21 protein-coding genes and 1 pseudogene are annotated in these 20089 nt (G+C 69.5%); 14 read left to right on the forward strand and 8 right to left on the reverse strand.

Annotated features, from left to right (window positions below; all coding sequences use genetic code 11):
* Positions 1-113: 113 nt before the first annotated feature.
* On the forward strand, positions 114-998 hold the full coding sequence (locus ACFTXQ_RS12770; protein ID WP_382639356.1) for a LysR family transcriptional regulator: 885 nt from the start codon (positions 114-116) through the stop codon (positions 996-998).
* On the opposite strand, the gene ACFTXQ_RS12775 is transcribed toward ACFTXQ_RS12770, so the two are convergent.
* The 3 genes from ACFTXQ_RS12775 to ACFTXQ_RS12785 form a co-directional block, all read right to left on the reverse strand.
* A complete protein-coding gene (locus ACFTXQ_RS12775) occupies positions 943-2469 on the reverse strand; it encodes a long-chain fatty acid--CoA ligase (RefSeq protein ID WP_382639359.1) in 1527 nt (508 codons plus the stop codon). The two genes, ACFTXQ_RS12770 and ACFTXQ_RS12775, sit on opposite strands and share 56 nt — an antisense overlap.
* Positions 2462-2872, reverse strand: coding sequence for a MoaF N-terminal domain-containing protein (locus ACFTXQ_RS12780; RefSeq protein WP_382639362.1), 411 nt, complete (start codon positions 2870-2872; stop codon positions 2462-2464). Before ACFTXQ_RS12780 ends, ACFTXQ_RS12775 begins: the two co-directional genes overlap by 8 nt.
* A 75-nt stretch (positions 2873-2947) precedes the next feature.
* Positions 2948-3583: an NADPH-dependent FMN reductase gene (locus tag ACFTXQ_RS12785; protein WP_382639365.1), complete on the reverse strand. Its 636-nt coding sequence runs from the start codon at positions 3581-3583 to the stop codon at positions 2948-2950.
* 355 nt (positions 3584-3938) lie between these two features.
* On the opposite strand from ACFTXQ_RS12785, the gene hutH reads away from it, so the two are divergent.
* The 4 genes from hutH to ACFTXQ_RS12805 all read left to right on the forward strand — a co-directional run bounded on the left by hutH (position 3939) and on the right by ACFTXQ_RS12805 (position 9378).
* Positions 3939-5555 (forward strand): histidine ammonia-lyase, encoded by a 1617-nt coding sequence (gene hutH, locus ACFTXQ_RS12790; RefSeq protein WP_382639368.1) that lies wholly within the window; start codon positions 3939-3941, stop codon positions 5553-5555.
* A 24-nt stretch (positions 5556-5579) separates the two neighbouring features.
* Complete coding sequence (locus tag ACFTXQ_RS12795; RefSeq protein WP_382639371.1) at positions 5580-6659, forward strand: methyltransferase; 1080 nt, start codon at positions 5580-5582, stop codon at positions 6657-6659.
* Positions 6660-6762: 103 nt separating this feature from the next.
* Entirely contained in the window at positions 6763-7911 is a 1149-nt protein-coding gene (locus ACFTXQ_RS12800; protein ID WP_382639374.1) for a 3-oxoacyl-[acyl-carrier-protein] synthase III C-terminal domain-containing protein, read from the forward strand.
* 63 nt (positions 7912-7974) lie between these two features.
* Complete coding sequence (locus ACFTXQ_RS12805) at positions 7975-9378, forward strand: 8-oxoguanine deaminase (protein WP_382639377.1); 1404 nt, start codon at positions 7975-7977, stop codon at positions 9376-9378.
* Positions 9379-9557: 179 nt separating this feature from the next.
* Here the strand turns inward: ACFTXQ_RS12805 and ACFTXQ_RS12810 are convergent, their stop codons facing one another.
* Positions 9558-9854: a winged helix-turn-helix transcriptional regulator gene (locus tag ACFTXQ_RS12810; protein WP_382639380.1), complete on the reverse strand. Its 297-nt coding sequence runs from the start codon at positions 9852-9854 to the stop codon at positions 9558-9560.
* A 257-nt stretch (positions 9855-10111) separates the two neighbouring features.
* Between ACFTXQ_RS12810 and ACFTXQ_RS12815 the strand changes: the two genes are divergently transcribed.
* The 4 genes and pseudogenes from ACFTXQ_RS12815 to ACFTXQ_RS12830 all read left to right on the forward strand — a co-directional run bounded on the left by ACFTXQ_RS12815 (position 10112) and on the right by ACFTXQ_RS12830 (position 12227).
* Positions 10112-10423 (forward strand): EthD family reductase, encoded by a 312-nt coding sequence (locus tag ACFTXQ_RS12815; RefSeq protein WP_382639383.1) that lies wholly within the window; start codon positions 10112-10114, stop codon positions 10421-10423.
* 109 nt (positions 10424-10532) lie between these two features.
* Positions 10533-11474 carry a PhzF family phenazine biosynthesis protein gene (locus ACFTXQ_RS12820; RefSeq protein WP_382639386.1) on the forward strand — a complete coding sequence of 314 codons (942 nt, stop codon included), beginning with the start codon at positions 10533-10535 and terminating at the stop codon, positions 11472-11474.
* A gap of 2 nt (positions 11475-11476) precedes the next feature.
* A pseudogene (locus ACFTXQ_RS12825) lies at positions 11477-11779 on the forward strand (IS5/IS1182 family transposase); the annotation flags it as partial.
* Positions 11780-11789: 10 nt separating this feature from the next.
* On the forward strand, positions 11790-12227 hold the full coding sequence (locus ACFTXQ_RS12830) for an SMI1/KNR4 family protein (RefSeq protein ID WP_382639389.1): 438 nt from the start codon (positions 11790-11792) through the stop codon (positions 12225-12227).
* Between the two features lie 392 nt (positions 12228-12619).
* On the opposite strand, the gene ACFTXQ_RS12835 is transcribed toward ACFTXQ_RS12830, so the two are convergent.
* Positions 12620-13030 carry a peptidase inhibitor family I36 protein gene (locus ACFTXQ_RS12835; RefSeq protein WP_382639391.1) on the reverse strand — a complete coding sequence of 137 codons (411 nt, stop codon included), beginning with the start codon at positions 13028-13030 and terminating at the stop codon, positions 12620-12622.
* Positions 13031-13672: 642 nt separating this feature from the next.
* Here ACFTXQ_RS12835 and ACFTXQ_RS12840 point away from each other — a divergent pair.
* A complete protein-coding gene (locus tag ACFTXQ_RS12840; protein WP_382639394.1) occupies positions 13673-13876 on the forward strand; it encodes a hypothetical protein in 204 nt (67 codons plus the stop codon).
* Between the two features lie 131 nt (positions 13877-14007).
* Here ACFTXQ_RS12840 and ACFTXQ_RS12845 read toward each other — a convergent pair whose 3' ends face one another.
* Positions 14008-15573 (reverse strand): FAD-dependent monooxygenase, encoded by a 1566-nt coding sequence (locus ACFTXQ_RS12845; protein WP_382639397.1) that lies wholly within the window; start codon positions 15571-15573, stop codon positions 14008-14010.
* Positions 15574-15716: 143 nt separating this feature from the next.
* Here ACFTXQ_RS12845 and ACFTXQ_RS12850 point away from each other — a divergent pair, with 143 nt between their 5' ends.
* On the forward strand, positions 15717-15920 hold the full coding sequence (locus ACFTXQ_RS12850) for a helix-turn-helix domain-containing protein (protein ID WP_329192551.1): 204 nt from the start codon (positions 15717-15719) through the stop codon (positions 15918-15920).
* Positions 15921-15927: 7 nt separating this feature from the next.
* Positions 15928-16398 carry a Clp protease N-terminal domain-containing protein gene (locus tag ACFTXQ_RS12855; protein ID WP_382639400.1) on the forward strand — a complete coding sequence of 157 codons (471 nt, stop codon included), beginning with the start codon at positions 15928-15930 and terminating at the stop codon, positions 16396-16398.
* Positions 16399-18258: 1860 nt separating this feature from the next.
* Here the strand turns inward: ACFTXQ_RS12855 and ACFTXQ_RS12860 are convergent.
* Positions 18259-18669, reverse strand: coding sequence for a VOC family protein (locus ACFTXQ_RS12860; protein WP_382639403.1), 411 nt, complete (start codon positions 18667-18669; stop codon positions 18259-18261).
* 94 nt (positions 18670-18763) lie between these two features.
* On the opposite strand from ACFTXQ_RS12860, the gene ACFTXQ_RS12865 reads away from it, so the two are divergent.
* On the forward strand, positions 18764-18898 hold the full coding sequence (locus ACFTXQ_RS12865; RefSeq protein ID WP_382639406.1) for a hypothetical protein: 135 nt from the start codon (positions 18764-18766) through the stop codon (positions 18896-18898).
* A 41-nt stretch (positions 18899-18939) separates the two neighbouring features.
* On the forward strand, positions 18940-19488 hold the full coding sequence (locus ACFTXQ_RS12870; protein WP_382639409.1) for a hypothetical protein: 549 nt from the start codon (positions 18940-18942) through the stop codon (positions 19486-19488).
* Here the strand turns inward: ACFTXQ_RS12870 and ACFTXQ_RS12875 are convergent.
* On the reverse strand, positions 19470-20024 hold the full coding sequence (locus ACFTXQ_RS12875) for a GNAT family N-acetyltransferase (protein ID WP_382639411.1): 555 nt from the start codon (positions 20022-20024) through the stop codon (positions 19470-19472). The two genes, ACFTXQ_RS12870 and ACFTXQ_RS12875, sit on opposite strands and share 19 nt — an antisense overlap.
* Positions 20025-20089 lie beyond the last annotated feature (65 nt).

The raw sequence follows: 20089 nt of genomic DNA on the forward strand, positions 1-20089 counted from the left end.
CGAAAGGTCCCGCTCCGCCGTCTGGACAGAGAACCACCGGGCGGTGAATGACCACCGGAAAGACGAATATCTCGCTCATCTCGCTACACATCACGCAGCCAACGGGGGACTACGTGCGACGCGATCTCGACATACGGCTATTACGGACCCTGATCACCATTGTCGACACCGGTGGGTTCCGCAGGGCCGCCGATGTCCTCAACATCTCCCAGCCCGCCATCAGCCAGCACATACGCCGCCTGGACTCCCTGGTCGGCGAGCCCGTCTTCCTGGAGACCGGCCAGCTCCTGCGGATGAGCCCCATCGGGGAGGAGCTCCTGCGGTACGCGCGGCAGTTGGTCCGGATCAACGACGACCTCGTCCTGCACCTCGGCGCCGCCCAGCGCCGCCGCCGCCTCGCGCTCGGTATCTGCGACACCCTCATCGGGGTGATCCCGGACCTGCTGGCCGTGCTGAAGCAGCACGTGCCGCTCACCCGGCTGGCCATCCAGACGGGGCCGGGCGAGCGGCTCGCCGAGGACCTGGTCGACGGCACCGTCGACATGGTGCTGAGGATCGGCCCGCCGCAGACGGACGCCGACCGCGTCGCCGTGAACCTCTCCTGCGACTGGTTCGGCTGCCCCGACCTCGCCGAGGCCACCCCCGTCCCGGTCGTCGTGTGCGCCTCCAAGAACGCGCCGCTCAGACAGCTCACGGAGGAGACCCTGGGGGTCTCCTCCGTGGCCTGGCGAACCGTGTACGAGGGGTTGGGGCTGGAGGACGTGGTGACCGCGGCCCGCTCGGGACTCGGGGTGGGATTGCTGTTCTCCTCCGCGGACCGGCTGTGGAGGCTCGAGCGGGTGCCGGAGGGGCTGCTGCCGAAGCCGGACCGCGATTTCCCGGTGACCCTCACCATGGGCCCCCGCCTGTCGGGCGAGCTCGCCGGGGCGGCCCTGGACGCCGTCAGGACAGCACTGTCCGCCTACGTGCAGGACGCGCCCGCAGGGCTTCCTTCATGACCTTCCCGGTGGAGTTGCGGGGAAGCCGGTCGATGACGGACACGTGTCGGGGGATCTTGTACGGGGCGAGCTGCCCGAGCAGCGCGTGCCGCAGTCCCTCGGCGGTGACCGAGGCTCCGTGGGCGGGCACGATGTAGGCCATGCCGACTTCCCCCCAGCGTTCGTCGGGGACGCCGACCACCGCGGACTCCTGGACGGCCGGCAGGGCGTCGATGTGCGCTTCGACCTCGGCCGGGAAGATGTTCTCGCCACCGGAGATGATGACGTCCTTGATCCGGTCGTCCACCACCGCCCAGCCGTCCTCGTCGAAGCGGACGGCGTCGCCGGTGCGCAGCCAGCGCCCCTCCATGGCGGCTGCGGTGTCGGCGGGGCGCTGCCAGTATCCGCGGAACACGTTCAGCCCGGACACGAGCAGCTCCGGCGCGAGGGTGTGTTCGTGCCGGCGGAGGCGGACGTCGGTGAAGAAGTGCGGGACGCCCGGCGATTGAGGTTTGGCGGTGGCGGCCGGGCCGGGGACGGCCAGGGTGACGCCGGGGGACGCCTCGGTCATGCCGTAACCCTGGAGCAGGGTCACCCCGCGCCGCTGCCAGGCCGTCGCGACCCGCTCGGAGGCCGTGGAGCCTCCGTAGATGACGTAGCGCAGGCAGGACAGGTCCGTCCGGGCGAAGTCGGGGTGGTCGCACATCATCTGGAGCATGGTCGGCACCGCCGCGAAGGAGGCGGCTCGCCCGGCGCCGACCTCCGCGAGGACCCGTCCCGCGTCGAAGCGGGGCAGGACGCTGACCGTGCCGCCCTTGAACAGGGTCGGCAGCGATACCTGCCCGAGTCCGGCCGCGTGGAACAGGGGCGCGAAGCACAGGGCCGTGTCCGTGCTGAGCACATCCACGTGGGCGAGCTGGTTCATGGTGTTGAAGGTGAGGTTGCCGTGAGTGAGCACGGCGCCCTTGGGACGGCCGGTGGTGCCGGAGGTGTAGAGGATCACGGCGTCGTCGCCGAGGCCGATGTCCGGCTCGTCGAGTGGCGGGGCGTCCTCGTGCGCGGTCATGGCCTCGCGTTCGGCGGGCCCGATCAGCCAGGTCAGTCCGCCCGAGGCCTGCTCTGCGGCTTCCTGCCGGTCCGTGTCGTGGAACAGCAGGGCCGGGGATGAGTCGGCGAGGAGCAGGGACAGTTCCCGAGGGGTCAAACGGGTGTTGAGCGGGACGAAGATCGCGCCGATGCGCGTGGTCGCGAAGAGTACCTCGAAGGTGGTGATGTCGTTGGCGCCGAGGTAGGCCACCCGCTGCCCGCGGCGCACCCGGCGGGCCCACAGGGCCGCGGCCAGGCGGTCGACGCGCTCGGCGAGGCGGGCGTAGTCGATTTCGCGGACGGAGGCGGGGGCGGTCGGGTCGGGGCCCGGCGTGCGCAACGCGACGGCGTCGGGGCGTATCCGTGCCTGCCGGAAGGGCCAGCTTCCGATCCCGTAGTCAGGCACGGCCGGCCCGCCCGCCCGCGGCGCGCGCCACTGCGGAGCGTGTGACGCTCAGCAGTTGGCCGGTGTCGGCGAACTCCCACTGGTTGGGGGGCATCATGCCGCTCACGACGATCCGGTCCTCGGTGAAATCGACGACGAGCGTCACGTGGACCTTCAGCTCCTTCAGCGTCCAGCTCACGAGGAACTGGCCGTCGCGCAGCGCGCGGGCCCGGTAGGGAATGGGCCCGACGCGTACGCCTTCCGCGGGGCCGTTGAGGTGATCGAAGGAAAGGGATTCGGCGTCGAATTCCATCCGGTAGTGACGACCGGAGGAGTATCGGTACTCCATCTCGATTCCCGCGAGTTCATTCGTGGACGGGCCCGAAATCAGATCGGGCTGCGGCGGAGGAAGCGGAATGCTCATGGATGAAACTCCTGAATCTGCGTGAAAGATCTGAGTGGATCTGCGCGGAGGAGGTGCGTGCGGGGACGGGATGCCTCACGCCCGGGCGGGTTCCGTGCCGGCGCGGGCACCCGTGCCCTCCCCCGCGCCGGAACCGGGCAGTGGCCGTGCGGTGGTACGCCGGGTGAAGTCGACGAGCTGCGCGGCCAGCGCTTCGAAGTGGCGCCGGGCGTGCGGGTCCAGGCAGCGGCCGTCGGCGGCGAACGTGGTGCGGGAGGTGTCCACGGTGACCCCGAGCGGGGTCGGCCAGCCCCGCAGCGCGTGCACCGCCGAACGCAGCGATGCCAGCGCGGAAGCCCCTCCCTGCGGGCCCTGCGCCACCGTGACGCAGCCGACCGGGCGGCCGGTGAAGTACGGCTCGCTGCGCCCGCGCAGGTCCTCGGCATAGTCGAGGACGTTCTTCATCAGCCCGGACATCGTGCCGTGGTAGGCCGGGCTGGCCAGCACCAGTCCGGTGGCAGAGCCCATGACCTCGGCCAGGCGCCGCTCCCTGGGTCCACGCGCGCCGCCCCACTCGTAGAGGGGGAGCACGAGGTCCTCGGCGGTCAGGCACACCGTTCGGACGCCGAGCCGTTCGACCTCGGCCAGGACTGCACGTAGGGCGGTCTCGGTGGTCGATCCGGCACGCGTGGAGCCCCCGATGCCGGCCACCGTCACCTCACCTTGGCGCATGCGTACTTCTCCTCCGCTGACGGAAATGAACGGGAACGGGATCGTGAACAAAGGGCGAATGACATGCCCTGCGGGTGGGTCCCGCCACGAAGTGATCGGGCCCTGAACGAAGCACGGCAAACGTCCGTCCGAGGGCGGTGCGGGAAATGCCGATGAGTCTACGCGTCTCTCCCGAGGGCCGCTGATAAGCGCTTGTTATCGCGGCGAGAACCAGCACTTGTTGGCCTGTTCGGGGATTCCGTTCGTAGGGTCGAAAACCGTGCGGCAGGGAGGAGAGGCCCCGTATGGACGCCCCGTTCCCGTTTTCCGTCCGCTTGATCTATCACATACCCGTCTTGCGCAGAAGGACTCCGACGTGACTGAAGTGACCATCGACGGCCGGTCCCTGACCCTCGCCGACGTGGAGGCCGTGGCCCGCAGCGGCAAAGCCGGCCTCGTCTACACCGACTCCGCGTCGAAGGCGTCGCGGCGCTCCCGCGAGCTGAAGCAGAACCTGATCGACACCGGACAGCCGATCTACGGGGTCACCACCGGCTTCGGCGACTCCGTCACCAACCAGATCGCGCCGCAGAAGGCCGCCGAACTCCAGCGCAACCTCATCCGCTACCACCTCAACGGCACGGGTCCGCTGGCCCCGTCGGAGGTGGTCCGCGCCACACTGCTGATCCGTGCCAACTGCCTGGCTCGGGGCAACTCCGGTGTGCAGCCCGCCGTAGTGGAGCGGCTGCTGGACCTGCTGCGTCATGACGTCCTGCCGCAGATCCCGGAGCGGGGCTCGGTCGGCGCTTCCGGGGACCTGGTGCCCCTGTGCTACGTCGCCGCCGCGCTGATAGGCGAGGGAGAGGTCACCCACGCCGGCCGGACGCGCGCCGCCTCCGAGGTCCTGCAGGAGCTGGGCCTGGATCCGATCGTCCCCGAGGCCAAGGACGGGCTCGGCCTGATCAACGGCACCTCCTTCTCGGCGGCCTTCGCCACGCTGGCCATCCGCGACGCCTACCGCATCGCAGCCGTCTCCGACATCTGCACCGCCCTCGCGTCGGAGGCACTGCTCGGAAACCGCGGTCACTACGCGCCGTTCATCCACGAGAACCGGCCGCACCGTGGCCAGGTCGCCTCCGCCGCCGTCCTGTCGGACCTGCTGGACGGCTCGCAACTGTCCCTGCCCCACAACCAGGTGGTGGACCTCAACGACCCGCTCGACGGCGCCGGGCACGGCAAGCTCAAGCGCTCCATCCAGGACCGTTACTCGCTGCGCTGCGCCCCGCACGTGGTCGGAGTCCTGCGGGACACCCTGGAGTGGGCGGACGGCTGGATGGAGACGGAGATCAACGCCTCCACCGACAACCCGCTGTTCGACGTGGAAACCGGCTCGGTGCACTCCGGCGGCAACTTCTACGCCGGGCACGTCGTCCAGGCGATGGACTCCCTGAAGGTCGCCACCGCCTCGGTCGCGGACCTGCTGGATCGGCAGCTGCAGCTGATGGTGGACGAGAAGTTCAACAACGGGCTGACCCCCAACCTCATCCCGCGCATCGAGGGCGACGAGTGGGCCTCCGGCCTGCACCACGGCTTCAAGGGCATGCAGCTCGCGTGCTCCGCCCTCACCGCCGAGGCCCTCAAGCACGCCGGGCCGGCGACGGTGTTCTCCCGGTCCACCGAGGCCCACAACCAGGACAAGGTGTCCATGGCCCCGATCGCGGCCCGCGACGCCCGCCGCATCAACGAACTCTCCCGGGAAGTCCTCGCGATCCACCTGCTCGCCGCGTGCCAGGCCCTCGACCTGCGCGGGGTGGCGGAGATGGCGCCCCGTACGAGGGCCGTCCACGCCCTGGTCCGGTCGGTGGTGCCGTTCGTCGACAGCGACCGCCGCATGGACGCGGACATCGCCGCCGTCGTGGATCTGATCCGCACCGGCGCTGTCGAGCGGGCCGCCGGCCTCGCCGCCGACGACACCCACGCCGTCGCGGTCTGATCCGAGGAACGAGAGGACTCCAGCATGACCCAGCACACCAAGGACGGCATCCTCGCGGCGTTCCGCGACATCATCGTCGGCCCGACCCGGTTCGCCACTCTCGCGACCGTCTTCGAGCTCGGGATCCCCGCCCAGATCAAGGCTGCCGGCCCGGACGGGATGAACGCCGCTCAGCTCGCGGCCGTCACCGGGGCGACCGCCCACACCGTCGAGCAGCTCCTGACCCTGCCGGTGAAGGAGGGCTTCGTGGCCCGCGCCGCCACCGGGCAGTACACCCTCGACGGACTGGCGCTCCTCGACGACGAGGACCTGGCACGGATCACACCGTGGATCGGCCTGGTCAAGGAGGTCTGCCTGCGGCAGGTCTACCGCCTCACCGAGAGCGTGCGCACCGGCGAGGTCGTCGGCCTGAAGGAGCTGTACGGGGTGGAAGGCAACTTCTACTCCAACATGCTCAACCTCCCCGGCCTCCACGAGACCTGGGCCAAGGCGATGGCCCAGGTGACCAGCGTGGCCGACCCGTGGCTGTTCAGCCGGCTCGCCTTTCCGCAGGGCGCACGCGTCCTGGACGTCGCGGGGAACACCGGACAGGGTGCGGTCCTCGCCCACCGGTATCACCCGGGCAAGGACCTGCACGTCACCTGCTTCGACCTGCCGGAGAAGGAGTCCCAGGCCCTGGCCAACTTCAAGAGCGCGGGCGTGCAGGACAGCTGCGCGTTCATCGGCGGCGACGCCTTCGCGGGGATCCCCGCCGGGTTCGACGTCATCACCATCAAGCACTTCCTCGACATGTGGGACCGGGACAGCGCGGTGCGCATCCTGCGCAACGCGTACGAGGCGCTGCCCGCGGGCGGCACGCTGTACGCCATGCACCTGGTCTACCCGGAGGCCGGCGGTGGCTCCGTGGAGGAGTTCTTCCCGGCGTACTTCCTGGGCTGCACCATGGCGCAGGGCGGACCGCAGACCTCGGCCACGTACGTCTCCTGGATCAAGGAGGCCGGATTCACCGTCGAGTCCGTGACCGAGCAGGACACCACCGCGTTCCCCGCGGACACCATCCCGGCGCACAGCGTGATCTGCGCAACGAAGCCTGCCTCGGCCTGATGCCCGGCGCCGCCGACTGCCGGCGGCGCCCCTGTCCCTGTCCCTGTCTCTGCCCCTTTCCCTGTCCCTGCCCCTTTCCCGTCAGCACAGCCGAGGTGACACCATGCCTGCAACCGCCGAAGTCGACCCGGTACTCCTCGCGGTCGCCGCGGAGCTTCCGCGGCCCGCGTTCTCCACCAGCGAACTGCTCGACGCCGCCCGCCCCCTGTTCTCCGACCGGCTCCTGGGCATGGTCGGCGGGCTCGGCATCGACAAGCGGCACTCCGTCCTGTCGAACTACCCTGATGTCGTCTTCGGCGGGGCCGACCCCAAGATGGACATCGCCACCGCCGACCTCGCGGTGGAGTCCGCCCGAACGGCCCTGGAGAAGTCCGGGATCGACCCCGCCGACATCGGTCTCGTCCTGGGGGTGACCTCCAGCCCCGGACGTCTCCTGCCGTCCCTGGTGTGCGACGTCATTGCCCGCATGCCCGAACTCCCCCGTGACGTCTCGAATCTGAGCATCGAGTACATGGGGTGCTCGGCCATGGCGAAGGTCGTCGAAACCTGCCGCTGGTACCTCGCCGCCAACCCGCGCAAGCGGGTCCTGGCCGTGTTCACCGAGGCCATCACACCCCTGTCCCCGCCGCTCGCCGGGAGCCGCTACGCGCACTTCTCCGAAGTGTCCCCCGAGCAGCGGCAGTCCACCGTGGACGCGCTCCACTCGTTCCTGTTCGCCGACGCCTCCGTGGCGATGGTCTTCGGTGCCCACGGCAAGGGTCCGTCGTTCGGGCCGGTGAAGAACCTGACCAACGACCTGCCGGAGGACACCGAGTTGGGCACCGTCCCCGATGGCGGCTCGGACATCCCGGTCGTCCAGGCCGCCCACGGCCGCCGCCTCTACACCCTGAGCCCGGAGGTCACACCGCGCGGCTCGCACTACGCCAAGCAGACCATCGGCGCCGTCCTCGACGACGACTCCTGCACCCTGAGCGACCCGACGCAGGCATCGGTGTTCTTCATGCACACCGGATCCACCCGCATCCTGGATTCCCTGTGCGAGGGGTTCCTCCTCGACCGGAACAGCCCGGCGGTCGCCGCTTCGTACAACGTGCTGCGCGACTACGCCAACACCCTCGGCTGCTCGGTTCCGCTGATGGTCGCCGAACCGGTGCGGCGCCCGGGCGGGCAGGGGCTGGTGTCCGCATTCGGCCTGTCCTTCAGCGCCGGGGCGTTCACCATCAACATCCCCGCCGAGGGCTGGATGCCCTAGCGGACCCCCGGACTGCCCCTTTCCCCTTCCCTTCCTTCGCCATCGCCCGCAGAGGAGACCGCCATGAACCGCCCCCTGACCGGCGCCGTCCCGACCGGACGGACCGTCATCGAGAACGCCGTCATCGCCACCGTCGACCCCGCCGATACGGTCATCCAGGGCGGCCACTTGGTCCTCGACGGCAACCGGATCGAATCGCTCGGATCAGGCCCTGCCCCAGGGGGCTTGGAGGGCGTCGTGCGCCGCGTCGACGCCACCGGGCACCTGGTCACCCCGGGCCTGATCAACACCCACCATCACTTCTACCAGTGGATCACTCGCGGGCTGTTCACCGACCACAACCTCTTCGACTGGCTGACCGGCCTGTACGAGATCTGGGCCACGATCGACGAGAGCACCGTTGGCCCCGCTGCCCAGGGCTCCATCGCCGCCTTGCTGAAGAGCGGCTGTACCACCGCCTCCGACCACTCGTACGTCTTCCCGCGCGACGCCGGTGACATCATGGCCGCCGAGGTGCGGGCGGCCCGCGAACTGGGCCTCCGCTTCGACCTGACCCGGGGCGGGATGGACCGGGGCAAGAAGGACGGCGGGCTCCCGCCGGACAGCTGCGTGGAGGCCACGGACGACGTTCTGGCCGCGATGGATGCGGCGATCGACCGCTGGCACGACCCGTCACCGGCGTCGATGCTGCGTATCACCGTGGCTCCCACCAGCCCCTTCTCCGTGACCACCGAGCTGCTCGAGCAGGCTGCGGCGCTGGCCCGGCGCAAGGGCGTTCGCCTGCACACTCACGGCTCGGAGACCGCGGAGGAGGAACGCTACTGCCACGAGCTGTTCGGTATGGGTCCCACCGACTACCTGGAATCGGTCGGCTGGCTCGGCCCGGACGTGTGGATGGCGCACTGCGTGCACATGAACGACTCCGACATCGCCAAGTTCGCCGCAACCGGGACGGGCGTCGCCCACTGCCCGTCCTCAAACGCCCGGCTGGCCGCCGGGATCGCCCGCGTCCCCGACATGCTGGCCGCCGGCGTCCCGGTGGGCCTCGGCGTGGACGGCACCGCTTCCAACGAATGCGGCGAACTCGGTTCCGAGATGCGCAACAGCCTCCTCGTCAACCGGCTCGGCCCGCACCGGGAGAACGCCCTCACCGCCACGCAGGCCCTGCGCATGGCGACGATCGGCGGCGCGCGCCTCCTCGGCCGGCAGGACGAAATCGGCTCCCTGGAGCCGGGCAAGCTCGCCGACCTGGCGCTGTGGAAGGTGGACGGCATCATGCACTCCGGTATCCACAACAAGGTTTCCGCCCTGGTCTTCGGCGGCCTCCCGCCGCTCACCGCGCTGTTCGCCAATGGCCACCAGGTGGTCGAGGACGGTCACCTGACCACCCTCGACGAGGAAACCATCGCCAAGGACGTCACCACGGCCGCGGCCGTCATCCGTGAGCGCGCCGGACTCCACGCCTGACCACAGAGCTGAGCGCGCCATGGCCGGGGCCCCTCCGAACCCCTTCGGAGGGGCCCCGGCCCGCGCCGGCCACCATCGCCGAGATCGTGCGGCAGCGGCAGGCCGAGCGGATGGGCATCGCCCCGTAGGCCCTGGCACACGTCTCGCCGTACCGCGCTCCACCTAATCCGGCGTGATCTTCACGTCTCCGTGGGCTCCTGATCGCTGTGTTCTTGCTCCTGCGCCCAGGTGATCGCCCATTCGTCGAGCGGACGGAGGGCATCACGGAGTGCTGTACCCAGCCGGGTCAGCTCGTAGCCATCGGCCGAGGGGGCGATGATCCCGCTCGATGCGAGTTCGCGAAGCCGCTGGTAGAGGACGCTGGATGACAGCCCTTCGCATCGTGCCAGCAGCGCGCGGGCGCCGAGCGGTCCCGCACGCAGTTCCCAGAGGATTCGCAGCGCCCACCGACGGCCGAACAGGTCCATCGCGGCCATGAGGGGACGGCCGGTAGTCGATCCGCGAACCGGTGTTCCTGGGCGCGGTGTCTGTCCCGGCATGACCCTCCTTGCGTTTCGTTATTCGAAACACTAGCATCCACCTAACGTTTCTGATTTCGAAACGAACTCGACGGGAGAGCCGATGTCGCGGATAGCCCTGCTGGAACCGCCGTGCACCGACCAGGTCGGCGCCATCCACGGGTGGGGTCGCTACGAGTCGGGCAGCCAGCTGACGTCTCTGGACGGAGGTCGTCGTGCATAAGCTCGTCGTCCTGTATTCCGAGCCCGCTGACCCTGACCACTTCCGCGACTACTACGTGACCAACCACCTCCCGCTGGTCAAGAATTGGCCCGGCCCGCTTGCGTGGCGCTACAGCTTCGACGTGGCGGCGACCGAGGGAGAAGCGCCGTATTTCGCGGTCTTCGAGGCCGACTTCGCCGACGCCGCCGCCATGGACGCGGCACTGGCGTCGCCGCACGGCCAGCGGCTGGCCGCCGATGTCGCCAACTACGCCACCGGCGGTGTGGCCATCATTCACTATCCGGTACAGGACGGCACCGGCTGAGGCAGGCCGGTACGCTCCGGGACGCGTTCAGTCGGCCGCTTGAGGCCGGGTCCGGCTTGCGGCGGACGCCGTTGGCGGTTGCAGTTCGTTGAGCGTCAGAGGTGGGCCGATGTCCTGGCCGGATGTCACGGTGGTCGATGCGTGCGTGCGGCGCGACGGCCGGGGCGGTAGCCCCACGGCCGTCACCGACGACGACCCGGCGGCGACGGACGCCAACCGGCGTGCGGTCGCTACTGCGGCCGGCACCTCGCACGCGGCGTTCCTCGGCCCGGGACGGACGCCGGACGGTGGCCGGCCGGTCCGGTTCTTCACCGCCGCCGCCGAACTGTCCGGCTGCGGCCACGGCACCGTCGCCGCGCAGGCCGTCCGGTTGACCCGCACCGCGCTGGGCGAGCTGAACGACCGCCAACACACCGGCGGGCGCACGTTCGACACCGTCGCGATCCGCCGCCCCGTCGGCATCGAGGTGTGGTTCGACCAGGGCCTCGTCGCTCTGCGTCACCCGGCACCGGACGAGCGCGCCGCTATCGTCGCCGCGCTCGGGCTCACCGCGGACGATCCGCATCCGACGGACGCGCCACGGATCGCCGCGCCCGGCGCACCACGCATGCTGGTACCCGTCCGCGACCGGTCGGTACTGCTCCGAGTTCGCCCACACCTCGGCAGCCTGACAGCGGCGTGCCGGCGGTACGGGCTCCTCGGCTGTTTCGTGTACGTACCGCCGGTGGGCGATCAACCGGGTGCGGCGCGGATGTTCGCGCCGGCGATCGGTGTCGACGAGGACGTCGCCAACGCCAACAGCACCGGCTGCCTGGCCGCCCACCTGCTCGACACGACAGGGGCGCAGACGGTCGCGATCGAGGTGGAGCAGGGCGACACCCTCGGTCGACCGGCCAGTGTGCTCGCTTCGGCCCGACGCGGGCCGGCGGGCATCACTGCCCGGGTCGGCGGGTTGGCGGTGGTCCGCGACGGACACCGCGGCGACGACCAGACCGTCCTCTTCTGCGATCCGCGCATGCGGCTGGGGCCGTCCGCTGTGGTCAAGCGTTGACACCCGGTGGCAGCCGCCCGGCCAGGCTGCATGCAGACAAGGGTTACGACTTCACCTACTCGCGCGGATGGCTACGGCGCCGGCAGATCGTGCCGCGCATCGCCCGGCGAGGCATCGAACCGTCCGGCCGCCTTGGCCGGCACCGCTCGGTGGTTGAGCGCACGCTCTCCTGGCTGAACGGGTGCAGTCGTCTGCACCGCCGCCAGGAGCGCAACGCCGAGCACTTCCTGGCTCTCGTCGGTATCGCCAGCATGCTCATCTGCTGCCGCCGGTGCAGTGCCGGCGCCCTGGAGGTGGCTGGCTAAGCTCCGGATCATGTGGAGACAGGCAGCGACAGAGGTCTTTCCCGGCGTGGAATTCAGGGAACCGGCCCAGGCATCCGATCTCGTTGCGGCGGAGACCCGGCTTAGGCGAACGCTGCCAGCGGAGCTTCGGGATTTGCTGCTCGAAAGCAACGGGGTAATCGGACACACACACGTGGACACCGTCTGGCCCATCGATCAGATCGCCGAGAGGAACCTGCTCTTCTGGTCCGACCAGACGTTCGCGCAGCTCTACATGACGTTTGACGCCCTCCTCTTCTTCGGGGACAACGGAGGCGGCGACCAGTTCGCCTTCGTGCAGAGGCCCAAACGTCCCGACATCTTCGTCTGGGAGCACGAAAGCGACAGCCGTCGATGGGTCGCCAACAACCTGCGGGACTACCTGAGCCGTTCACTCCGATCCGGCGGCGACGAGTGGTATCAGCTGTAATACGGCAGCCCTCCGAGCTTGAGCCGACAGCAATCAGGACACCGCCTAAGGCAGGACGGCATCCTCGAAGAACCCCTCGCCAACGGCGTAGGCACCGAACACCCGCTGATCTTGTAGTTCTACTTCGCAGGGAGCCGTCTCCGGCCCTCTGGGGTCAAGGTGAAGGTCTGACGGAAGGACTCCGCTCCGAAGCGCACTGCAAGCAGAACGGGCTCTTCGTGCCCAGGTGGCCATGATTGCTCGGATCCCGGAGTACTGACGACAAGGACCCGCAGCACCCGCTCCGAGCCGCGCGCAGGCTCAGGAGCAAACCCGCGGACGCGTACCCGGAGCAGCCCCCCTCCGGCTCCGCCGATGACCCGACACGAAGCCGGAGGGGGATGGCTCAGTCGTTACAGGCCGGCGTTGGGGTTGGCGCCGCCCATGCACACGGCACCGCGCTCGCCGAACTGCGCGAGAGAACTGGAGTCACTGCTGAAACCGCCGGGGCGAATCGTGCTGTCCAGGTAGAACAGCTTCTTGTCGGCGCTGTAGTGGTAGACCACGGCACTGACCGGCAGGTTGTTCACGTACGACCCGATCCCGTCGAAGAATCCGGTCTCGCCGTAATGGCCGAGGAAGATGCAGCCTTGCGTGTTTGTAGTCGTGACATCGAGGTCCTGGAACTGCGTGTTCTCGTACAGGCACAGCTTGCCCGAGGGGCAACCGCCCACGGCCTCGGCAGTGCTTGCGGTAGCCGCCACTCCCCCCGCGGCGAGCATGACCGACGAAAGTGCGACTGCCATCGTGCGCTTGACGTCCACTGTGTCCCCTCCAAAGCTTTCAGTGAAGATGATCTCGGCATTACGACGAAACACCGCACCGAACTGTGAGGCCGCCGTCGAACGGCTTTGGGCCCGCACCGCGCGGGCTCGCCTGCGGCCGGTTACTCCACCACTGACACGGGACACGCCGTTCGTGAAGCAGCCACAGCGCGACTACCCCCGCCGGCCTGCACAGCCGGCCGGACGGGCTGGGTCGTGTCACCGTGACCGGTCGACCGCCGCACGCGCAACGATGCCCGGCCCGACCTGCAACGACCGACCCAGCGGATGGGTGGTTGGGCGGGTCCGGCTCATTGCCGCCGCCCAGGGCTACTACCGGGTCGGCGCCGAGCGGCGCCGGGAGGTCGTCGACCGCGTCACCGCCCTCCAGTTCGACGGGCACGGCCACCGGGTCTGGCGCGCCGCCCAGAGCCTGCTCGACTCCGAGCACGTCCGCCGCGCGATCGGGGAGGTCGCCACCCCGTATGGAGTCTGCCGCGAACCGTCCAACGTCGCCGTGGGCGGCCACGCCTGCCCGCTGCGGTTCCGCTGCCTGGGCTGCGGGCACTTCTCCACCGACGTCTCCTACCTCCCCGAGCTGAAGGCCCGCCTCGCTGACCTGCTCCGCAGCCGGGACGGCCGATGTCCTCCTTCGAAGCCGACGACTGGGCACGCGCCCAGGCCATGCGCAGCAACGAAAAGCTCAGCAGGGTGCGCCGACTCATCGACCGCGTCACCACTGGCCTCGACCCGACCCCCAAGGAACCGCCGGCCGTGACCGCCGCCATTACTGCCGACCGTCAGGCCGACGCCGAACGCCGCCGTGCTCTCAACCAGCGCGGCTGAGGGGCACTTCGCCGGGGCAGTGACGTGGTCACTGCCTTCGGGACCAGAGCGGAACGGAAAACCGGTGTTGCTGTCAGGATTGCAGGCTGGGTAGGTGGGTCGACTCGGAGGATCCGTTTGTCGGTCCTGGTTCAGCGCGCCACGCCGAACCAGGTGGTCAGCGCCTCGCGCAAGCCATGGTTTGCCGACTGTTCTCGCGCGCTGTCGGCTGCGGCCCAGGCGATGTATCCGTCGGGGCGGATGAGGAGGGCAGAGGTTGGGAGGGACGCGTCGCCGGGCTGGACAGCGACGATGTCGACCCGGTCCTTCCATCCCGCGGCGGTCGCGGCTATTGCGGAGTCCTCGCTGTAGTCCACGAGCACTGGACGGGCGGCCCGTAGCCGTTCGGTGATCGGTGTCCGGTCGACGGCGATGTGCGCCTGAAGGTCGGGAAGCCACTGCCCGACCAGCGGGTGCCAGGCGTCGTGGCCCATGTCGTGCCCGGCGTCCGTTCCGGCCAGGAGCGCTGCGATGCGGCGGCGGTTGCTCTCGTCGTCGAGCAGTTCCGCGATCAGGTCACGCGTGGCCGTGATGTCGTCTCCTGGACGCATCAGGGCCATCTGTGCGCGGGTCTGCATAAGGACTCGCCGGCCGGCGGGTGCCCGCTCGGTCTCGTAGGTGTCCAGCAGGCCCGGTGATGCCCAGCCTCGGACCTCGGCAGCGAGCTTCCAGCCGAGATTCATCGCGTCCAGCATGCCCAGGTTCAGCCCGGGCCCGCCGACCGCGGAGTGCACGTGCGCGGCGTCGCCCAGCAGTAGGACGCGGCCGGCGCGGTAGGTCTCGGCCTGCCGGGAGTTGATGCCGGTGACCCGGCGAAGAAGGTGCGGCCCGGGGGTGGCGGGCAGGTGTATCGGCAGGTCTGTGCCGAGGACACGGCGCACGCTGTCCTGGAGTTCGTCGAAGGTCATCGGGGTGTTCTCGTCGACAGGCGGCCGGTCCCACTCGAAGACCGCGACGAGGTGAACGCCGGAGCCCGGGGGCATCATCGCGAAGGTGAACACGCCGGCGGGCAGGCGGTTGTGGGCGTACGCCCGAAGGCGCATGCCGAGGCCGGGCAGATCGAGTTCGCCCGTCCCGGGAGCCAGCAGGGCATCCGGGATGACGGCGTGTCCCGCGCGGGAGACGAAGCTCTCGTCAGTGGTGCCGGGGAAGGCGATGCCGGCCTGCTTGCGAACCAGACTGTGCCCGCCGTCGGCTCCGACCAGGTAGCGGGTGCGCATCCGGTAGGCCCCTTCGGGGCCATGGACGTCGAGGGTCACGGTCTCGTCGTCCTGGTCCAGTGCGGTCACCTCATGGCCGCGGCGGATCTCGACGCCAAGCTCTCGGGCACGCTCTTCGAGTACCTGCTCGATCCGCACCTGTGGCACCTGCAGAACGTGCATCGGGTTGCCGTGCAGTCCGCGCAGGTCCAGCGGAATGCCGCTGAACTGGTAGAAGGGCGACGGCTCCGGAGGGCCGACACGATCGGCGAGCCGCGCGTACAGGCCGCGGAGCTCCAGCGCTTGGACCACCCGCCCGACCAGTCCGTTGGCCTTGGAAAGCGCACTGCGTGCGGGCAGCCGCTCCAACACCAGCGGACGCACACCCGCCAGCCGCAGCTCGCAGGCCAGCAGAAGCCCATTCGGGCCCCCACCGACGATCACGACGTCAGCAGTCATCACAGATCTCCTCTGATGGGTTCAGGGGGAGCGGCGCGTGGGAGCACCACGCCTCGTCGGCAGCTTTTGTCAGCCTGGGCTGACGAGCGGATGGCTGTCAGTTTGGATTGACAGGCGCTGAGTGTCAATCCAAACTGACAGGCATGGAAACGGGAGATCTCGCAGAGCGCCTCAGGTCACACGACCCCGCCGTTGGACTACGGGCGGTGGGCGCCCTGCACCGACTGGCCGAGCAGGTGGAAGCGGCAGCGGTTGCCCGCGCCAGACAGCAGGGATGGTCCTGGGAACAGATCGGAGACGCCCTCGGCGTGTCACGGCAATCCGCACACGCCAAGCACGGGAAGTGAGACGACAGTGTTCGAACAATTCGCAGCAGGTGCCCGCGCGGCGGTCACCTCCGCCCTGGAAGAAGCCCGGCTGCGCGGCGATCGCCGCATCGGCACCGAACACCTCCTCCTGGGAGTCCTCCACGAGCCCGGCTCGGTCGCGGTCCGATCCCTCGGCATCGACCTCGAAGCCGCACGTACGGCCCTCGATGCCCTGGACCGGGCCGCACTGGCCTCGATCGGCATCGACATCCAGGGCGTCGACCGCCCGCCGATCCCCGCCTCACGCAAGCGCACCCCTTTCACCTCTGGTGCCCGCTCGGTCCTCCCGCGGGCCCTCGCCGAGGTGAAGAAGGCCGGCAGCCGGCGCATCACTCCGGAACACCTACTGCTCGCGATCCTCGACTGCGAGCCGCCGGACCCCGCGGCAGATCTGTTGGAGCAGCTGGGCATCGACCGTGCAGTCGTCCGTGAACGCCTCAGGCAGACGGGCGCCTGAGACCTCGGCCTGCCACGGAGAGTGCGCCGGGGCGGGAGGCGAAGCATGGGAGGTTCGCCTCAGGCGCCGGTCTGGGTGTCCGACGAGCCCCCTCGCGCCCAATGCCACACAGCGGCTGCACCCCAAAGAAGCCCCTGTGCGCGTCGTGCAAGGCCGCGCGGCAGGCGCAGTACGGGGGCTGAGACGTGTCTGTCCCGCCTCCCGGCCTCCCCCGGCTGCGGGCGCCGGTCACCTACCTGAGCGCCGAACTCCGACCGAACCGAGAAGGCGCTGGCCGCCGAGGAACGCGATGCCCTCGCCGCATCCAGACGGCTGCAGAAGGAGCCGCCCGCGGGGCTGATCGAGCGCAGAATCGACAACGGCCGGCCCCCGGTCCGGTACCCGCCGGAGACTGCCGGGTCACGGCAACCGCTGCGCCCCGGCCACCCCGGACCAGATACGGGAACTGCTGACCGAAACGGTGCCCGCCTGCATCCACCGTCGGCCCGACACGTCCACCCGCCTGACGCCCAGGGCGGGGGCCGCATCCGCTGCGACGGCCAGTTCCTCCGCTGGACTCACCCGGCTGGCGATCTTCTGAAGTTCCTGCGGCGGGCCGGCCTGCACCCCGACGACGTCGAGGGCACGTCGGTCATGGGCGCATGTCCGACCGCTGCCGCTTAGCCAAACGTGCAGGGGGCGTCAAGCCACGTATTCGGGTGGCATGACCGGGAGATCTCGGTGGGGTTCATTGGACGCAGGCATTCAGCCCGTATTCCTGCACTAGCTCCGGAGACTTCCGATGTTCAAGATTTCATACAACCGTCCTGTTCTGCTGGCCGCCGCTACGGCGGCGCTGATCGGTGGCGGCTTGGGACTGCCAGCGGCCGCAATGGCCGCACCCGCTCCACAGCACGGGGTCACCGCGGCCCCTCAGGGGGATGACGGGGACGGTCTCGGCCTGGTGGGCGGTCTCTTGCGCAGTATTCCCGGAGTCATGGGGGGCGACCTCATGCACCCCGGGTACCCACAGCCCATGGGAGGAACGCACCACAGTTGGGGCGGCCTGAGCAGCTGGCGGGGCGACGAGAAAGACCCGCAGGTCGGCGTGGGTGCCTGGCTGGCTCCTCGCGCCAGTGGGTCCGAGGGCCGCACGGATTCCACCAGCAACCTCATCCCTCTGGTCGGCGGCAGCAAGCTGTTCGACCCATCTCCCGCGCATGTGTCCGAATCCATGGGGATGGGGGGCGGTGGCGGAGCGTCCCGCGACCATTGAGGATCCGGCCGCCGGGTGACCGGCAACAACCTGGGCGGCGCCCCCGGGGGCCATGTTCCCCGGGCTGAGTGCCACAGCCAGCGGCAGCTGGGCGCTGTCCCGCTCCCGCCATACCCGCCGGCAGACAGCGCCACACCCGTTGGGCCCGCCAATCGTCACCTGTACCGATAGTGAGCTGCGATGACCGTCAGCATCTGCAGCGCGCCACACGGTCTGCCCCAGAAAACCCACCGAGCGCGTCATGCAAGGCCGTGCGGCAGGCGTAGTACGGCGGCTGAGACATAACTCTCCTGCGGACCGACCTCCCCGCGACTGCGGACGCTGGTCACCTACCTGAGCCCCGAACTCCGACCGGACCGACAAGGCACTGGCCATCGCCCAGCGCGAGGCCCTCGCCGCGTCCAGGCGGCAGCCGCCGCCGAAGGAGCCTCCCGCCTGACTGATCGAGCGCGGGATCGGCCGACTGCCGGGACACCCGCAACCACAGCACCCCCGCCAGCCCGGACCAGATACGGCGACTGCTCACCGAAAGCGTGGCTCGACCAGGCCATGAACCATCAACGCGACCCGGTCCGACGGTCAGCAACGAACCTCGTCCAAACCGCTTAGTCGCGCTCGGGCCAGGTCGGGCCCTGGTCGGTCCAGACGACGCCCTTGTTGCGGCACAGGCAGAAGGGGTGGCCGATCGGGTCGGTGTAGACCTGCCAGCCGTAGCCGTTGGGGCCGACGAAATCCTGCCTTAGCGTCGCGCCGAGTTCGAGGACGCGGCGCTGCTCGGACTCGAACTCGTCCACTTCGAAGTCGAGGTGGAACTGCTTGGGGTGCTCGCTGTCGGGCCACTGCGGAGCGCGGTAGTCGTCCACCCGGATGAATGCCAGCTCGATCTCGCCGAACTGGATGCCGGCCCAGTGCTCGGAGCTGCCTTCCTTGATCGGACGGCCCGTCACCTCGGAGTAGAAGGCCGCCAGCTTCATCGTGTCCGGGCAGTCGATAATGAAATCGGTGAGTCGCAGCATCCCGCGATCTTGTCACAAGCTCACACCCGACTTCGAGACAGGCCCTTGGCAGCGTCGCCGAGGGCGCTCTCTCAAACGTGGACTCGGTCAGGCAGTGCCAACCACCGTCATGCTGAGCGGAGAGTTCCTGACCGATGTGGCAGTTACGGCCATAGCCCCCGTGGTCGCCTCCGACCTCCTCGCCAAGGGTTTCGCCACCCGCCACGCGGGCGGGCCCGCCGTCGAGTAGGGGAAGCCAAGCTCACCGCGTACGGGACCGACTACCGGTCCATGGGCACAGCCGACATCCGGCGCCGCGGCGCCGGCGAACTCGTCGTCATCCAGCAGCAACTCGACCAGCCTCGCCTGTGGTCGGCGGCCGCCCGGCTGATGCAGACGTACGCCGAGACGTTTCCCGGATCCGAAGGGGCCGCCGCCGTGCGCTGGTACCGCGTGGCCGCGAGCGCGTCCGACGAGTCCGGGGACCCGGCCGCCCGGCTGTGGGTGCGGGGCCGGGCCGCCATCGCCCTCGGCTACGAGGGCGCCGCCCTCGATGGTGCCGACCTCCTCGCCGACCAGCCCCTGGCCCTCTGCGAGCGGCCGTCGCTCGGCCTGCTCAACGCCATCTACGGCAAAGCCCACACCGCGGCCCTCCGCGGCGACCGCGCAACGGCCCTGGCCCTCGCTGACCGAGGGCGGCGGGTTTCCGACGCGGCCGGCTCGTACGAGCAGACCTCCGACTGCCGGCACCGCCAGCCTGGACGGCCTCCCTGCGCCTGGTCTCCGCCACGGAACGTCACCCGCACCCCGAAACGAACAAGTCATCCCGTAGGTGGCTGAGAGAGCGGGGTGACCGCCCGCCACTCGTGTTCGAGGATGCCGAATATGTCGGAGTCCCGCCAACCGTCCCGGATCAGTGCGGTGTGACGGAGACGCCCCTCTCGCGTCATGCCAAGCTTGCTGAGCACCCGCGCCGACCCGCGGTTCCGCGGGTCACAGGTGGCATAGACGCGGTGGAGCCCAAGATCTTCGAACCCTCGCGCCAGCAGTTCCCTGGCGATCGCCGTTCCCACACCCTGTCCCCAAACCCGAGGATGCACCGCATAGGTGATCTCGCCTTGGCGTTGTCCTCGGCTTCGAACGTGAAGCTCCCCCATGCCGACTGCGTCGCCACCGACACGTGCTACATAAGCGAACCGGTTTTGAGGGATGTGTGACCACGCCTCGACCGCAGTCGTCACGAACTCGCACGTCTGCTCTTCGGAGTTCGGACCCCAAGTCTGGAAGCGGCAGACCTCATCGAGGGAGGCCCAGGAGTGGACAGCCCACCAGTCTGCGAGCTCGATTCTGCCCAGGGTTACCGAATGTCCAGCCACAAGCTGATCTTGCCAGAGGCGCTCGGGGCGACCTACCGCTTCAGCCCGCAACCAACCCGTCCCGA

Source organism: Streptomyces sp. NPDC057010 (assembly GCF_042673805.1).
Lineage (GTDB): Bacteria > Actinomycetota > Actinomycetes > Streptomycetales > Streptomycetaceae > Streptomyces.

Bases quoted from the DNA above. Each gene is read 5' to 3' on its own strand.
- ACFTXQ_RS12870 (WP_382639409.1), top strand. From the start codon at position 18,940: ATGGGCACAGCCGACATCCGGCGCCGCGGCGCCGGCGAACTCGTCGTC.
- ACFTXQ_RS12795 (WP_382639371.1), top strand. From the start codon at position 5,580: ATGACCCAGCACACCAAGGACGGCATCCTCGCGGCGTTCCGCGACATC.
- ACFTXQ_RS12830 (WP_382639389.1), top strand. From the start codon at position 11,790: ATGTGGAGACAGGCAGCGACAGAGGTCTTTCCCGGCGTGGAATTCAGG.
- ACFTXQ_RS12820 (WP_382639386.1), top strand. From the start codon at position 10,533: ATGTCCTGGCCGGATGTCACGGTGGTCGATGCGTGCGTGCGGCGCGAC.
- ACFTXQ_RS12800 (WP_382639374.1), top strand. From the start codon at position 6,763: ATGCCTGCAACCGCCGAAGTCGACCCGGTACTCCTCGCGGTCGCCGCG.
- ACFTXQ_RS12840 (WP_382639394.1), top strand. From the start codon at position 13,673: ATGTCCTCCTTCGAAGCCGACGACTGGGCACGCGCCCAGGCCATGCGC.
- ACFTXQ_RS12805 (WP_382639377.1), top strand. From the start codon at position 7,975: ATGAACCGCCCCCTGACCGGCGCCGTCCCGACCGGACGGACCGTCATC.
- ACFTXQ_RS12785 (WP_382639365.1), bottom strand. From the start codon at position 3,583: ATGCGCCAAGGTGAGGTGACGGTGGCCGGCATCGGGGGCTCCACGCGT.
- ACFTXQ_RS12810 (WP_382639380.1), bottom strand. From the start codon at position 9,854: ATGGCCGCGATGGACCTGTTCGGCCGTCGGTGGGCGCTGCGAATCCTC.
- ACFTXQ_RS12845 (WP_382639397.1), bottom strand. From the start codon at position 15,573: ATGACTGCTGACGTCGTGATCGTCGGTGGGGGCCCGAATGGGCTTCTG.
- ACFTXQ_RS12850 (WP_329192551.1), top strand. From the start codon at position 15,717: ATGGAAACGGGAGATCTCGCAGAGCGCCTCAGGTCACACGACCCCGCC.
- ACFTXQ_RS12860 (WP_382639403.1), bottom strand. From the start codon at position 18,669: ATGCTGCGACTCACCGATTTCATTATCGACTGCCCGGACACGATGAAG.
- ACFTXQ_RS12780 (WP_382639362.1), bottom strand. From the start codon at position 2,872: ATGAGCATTCCGCTTCCTCCGCCGCAGCCCGATCTGATTTCGGGCCCG.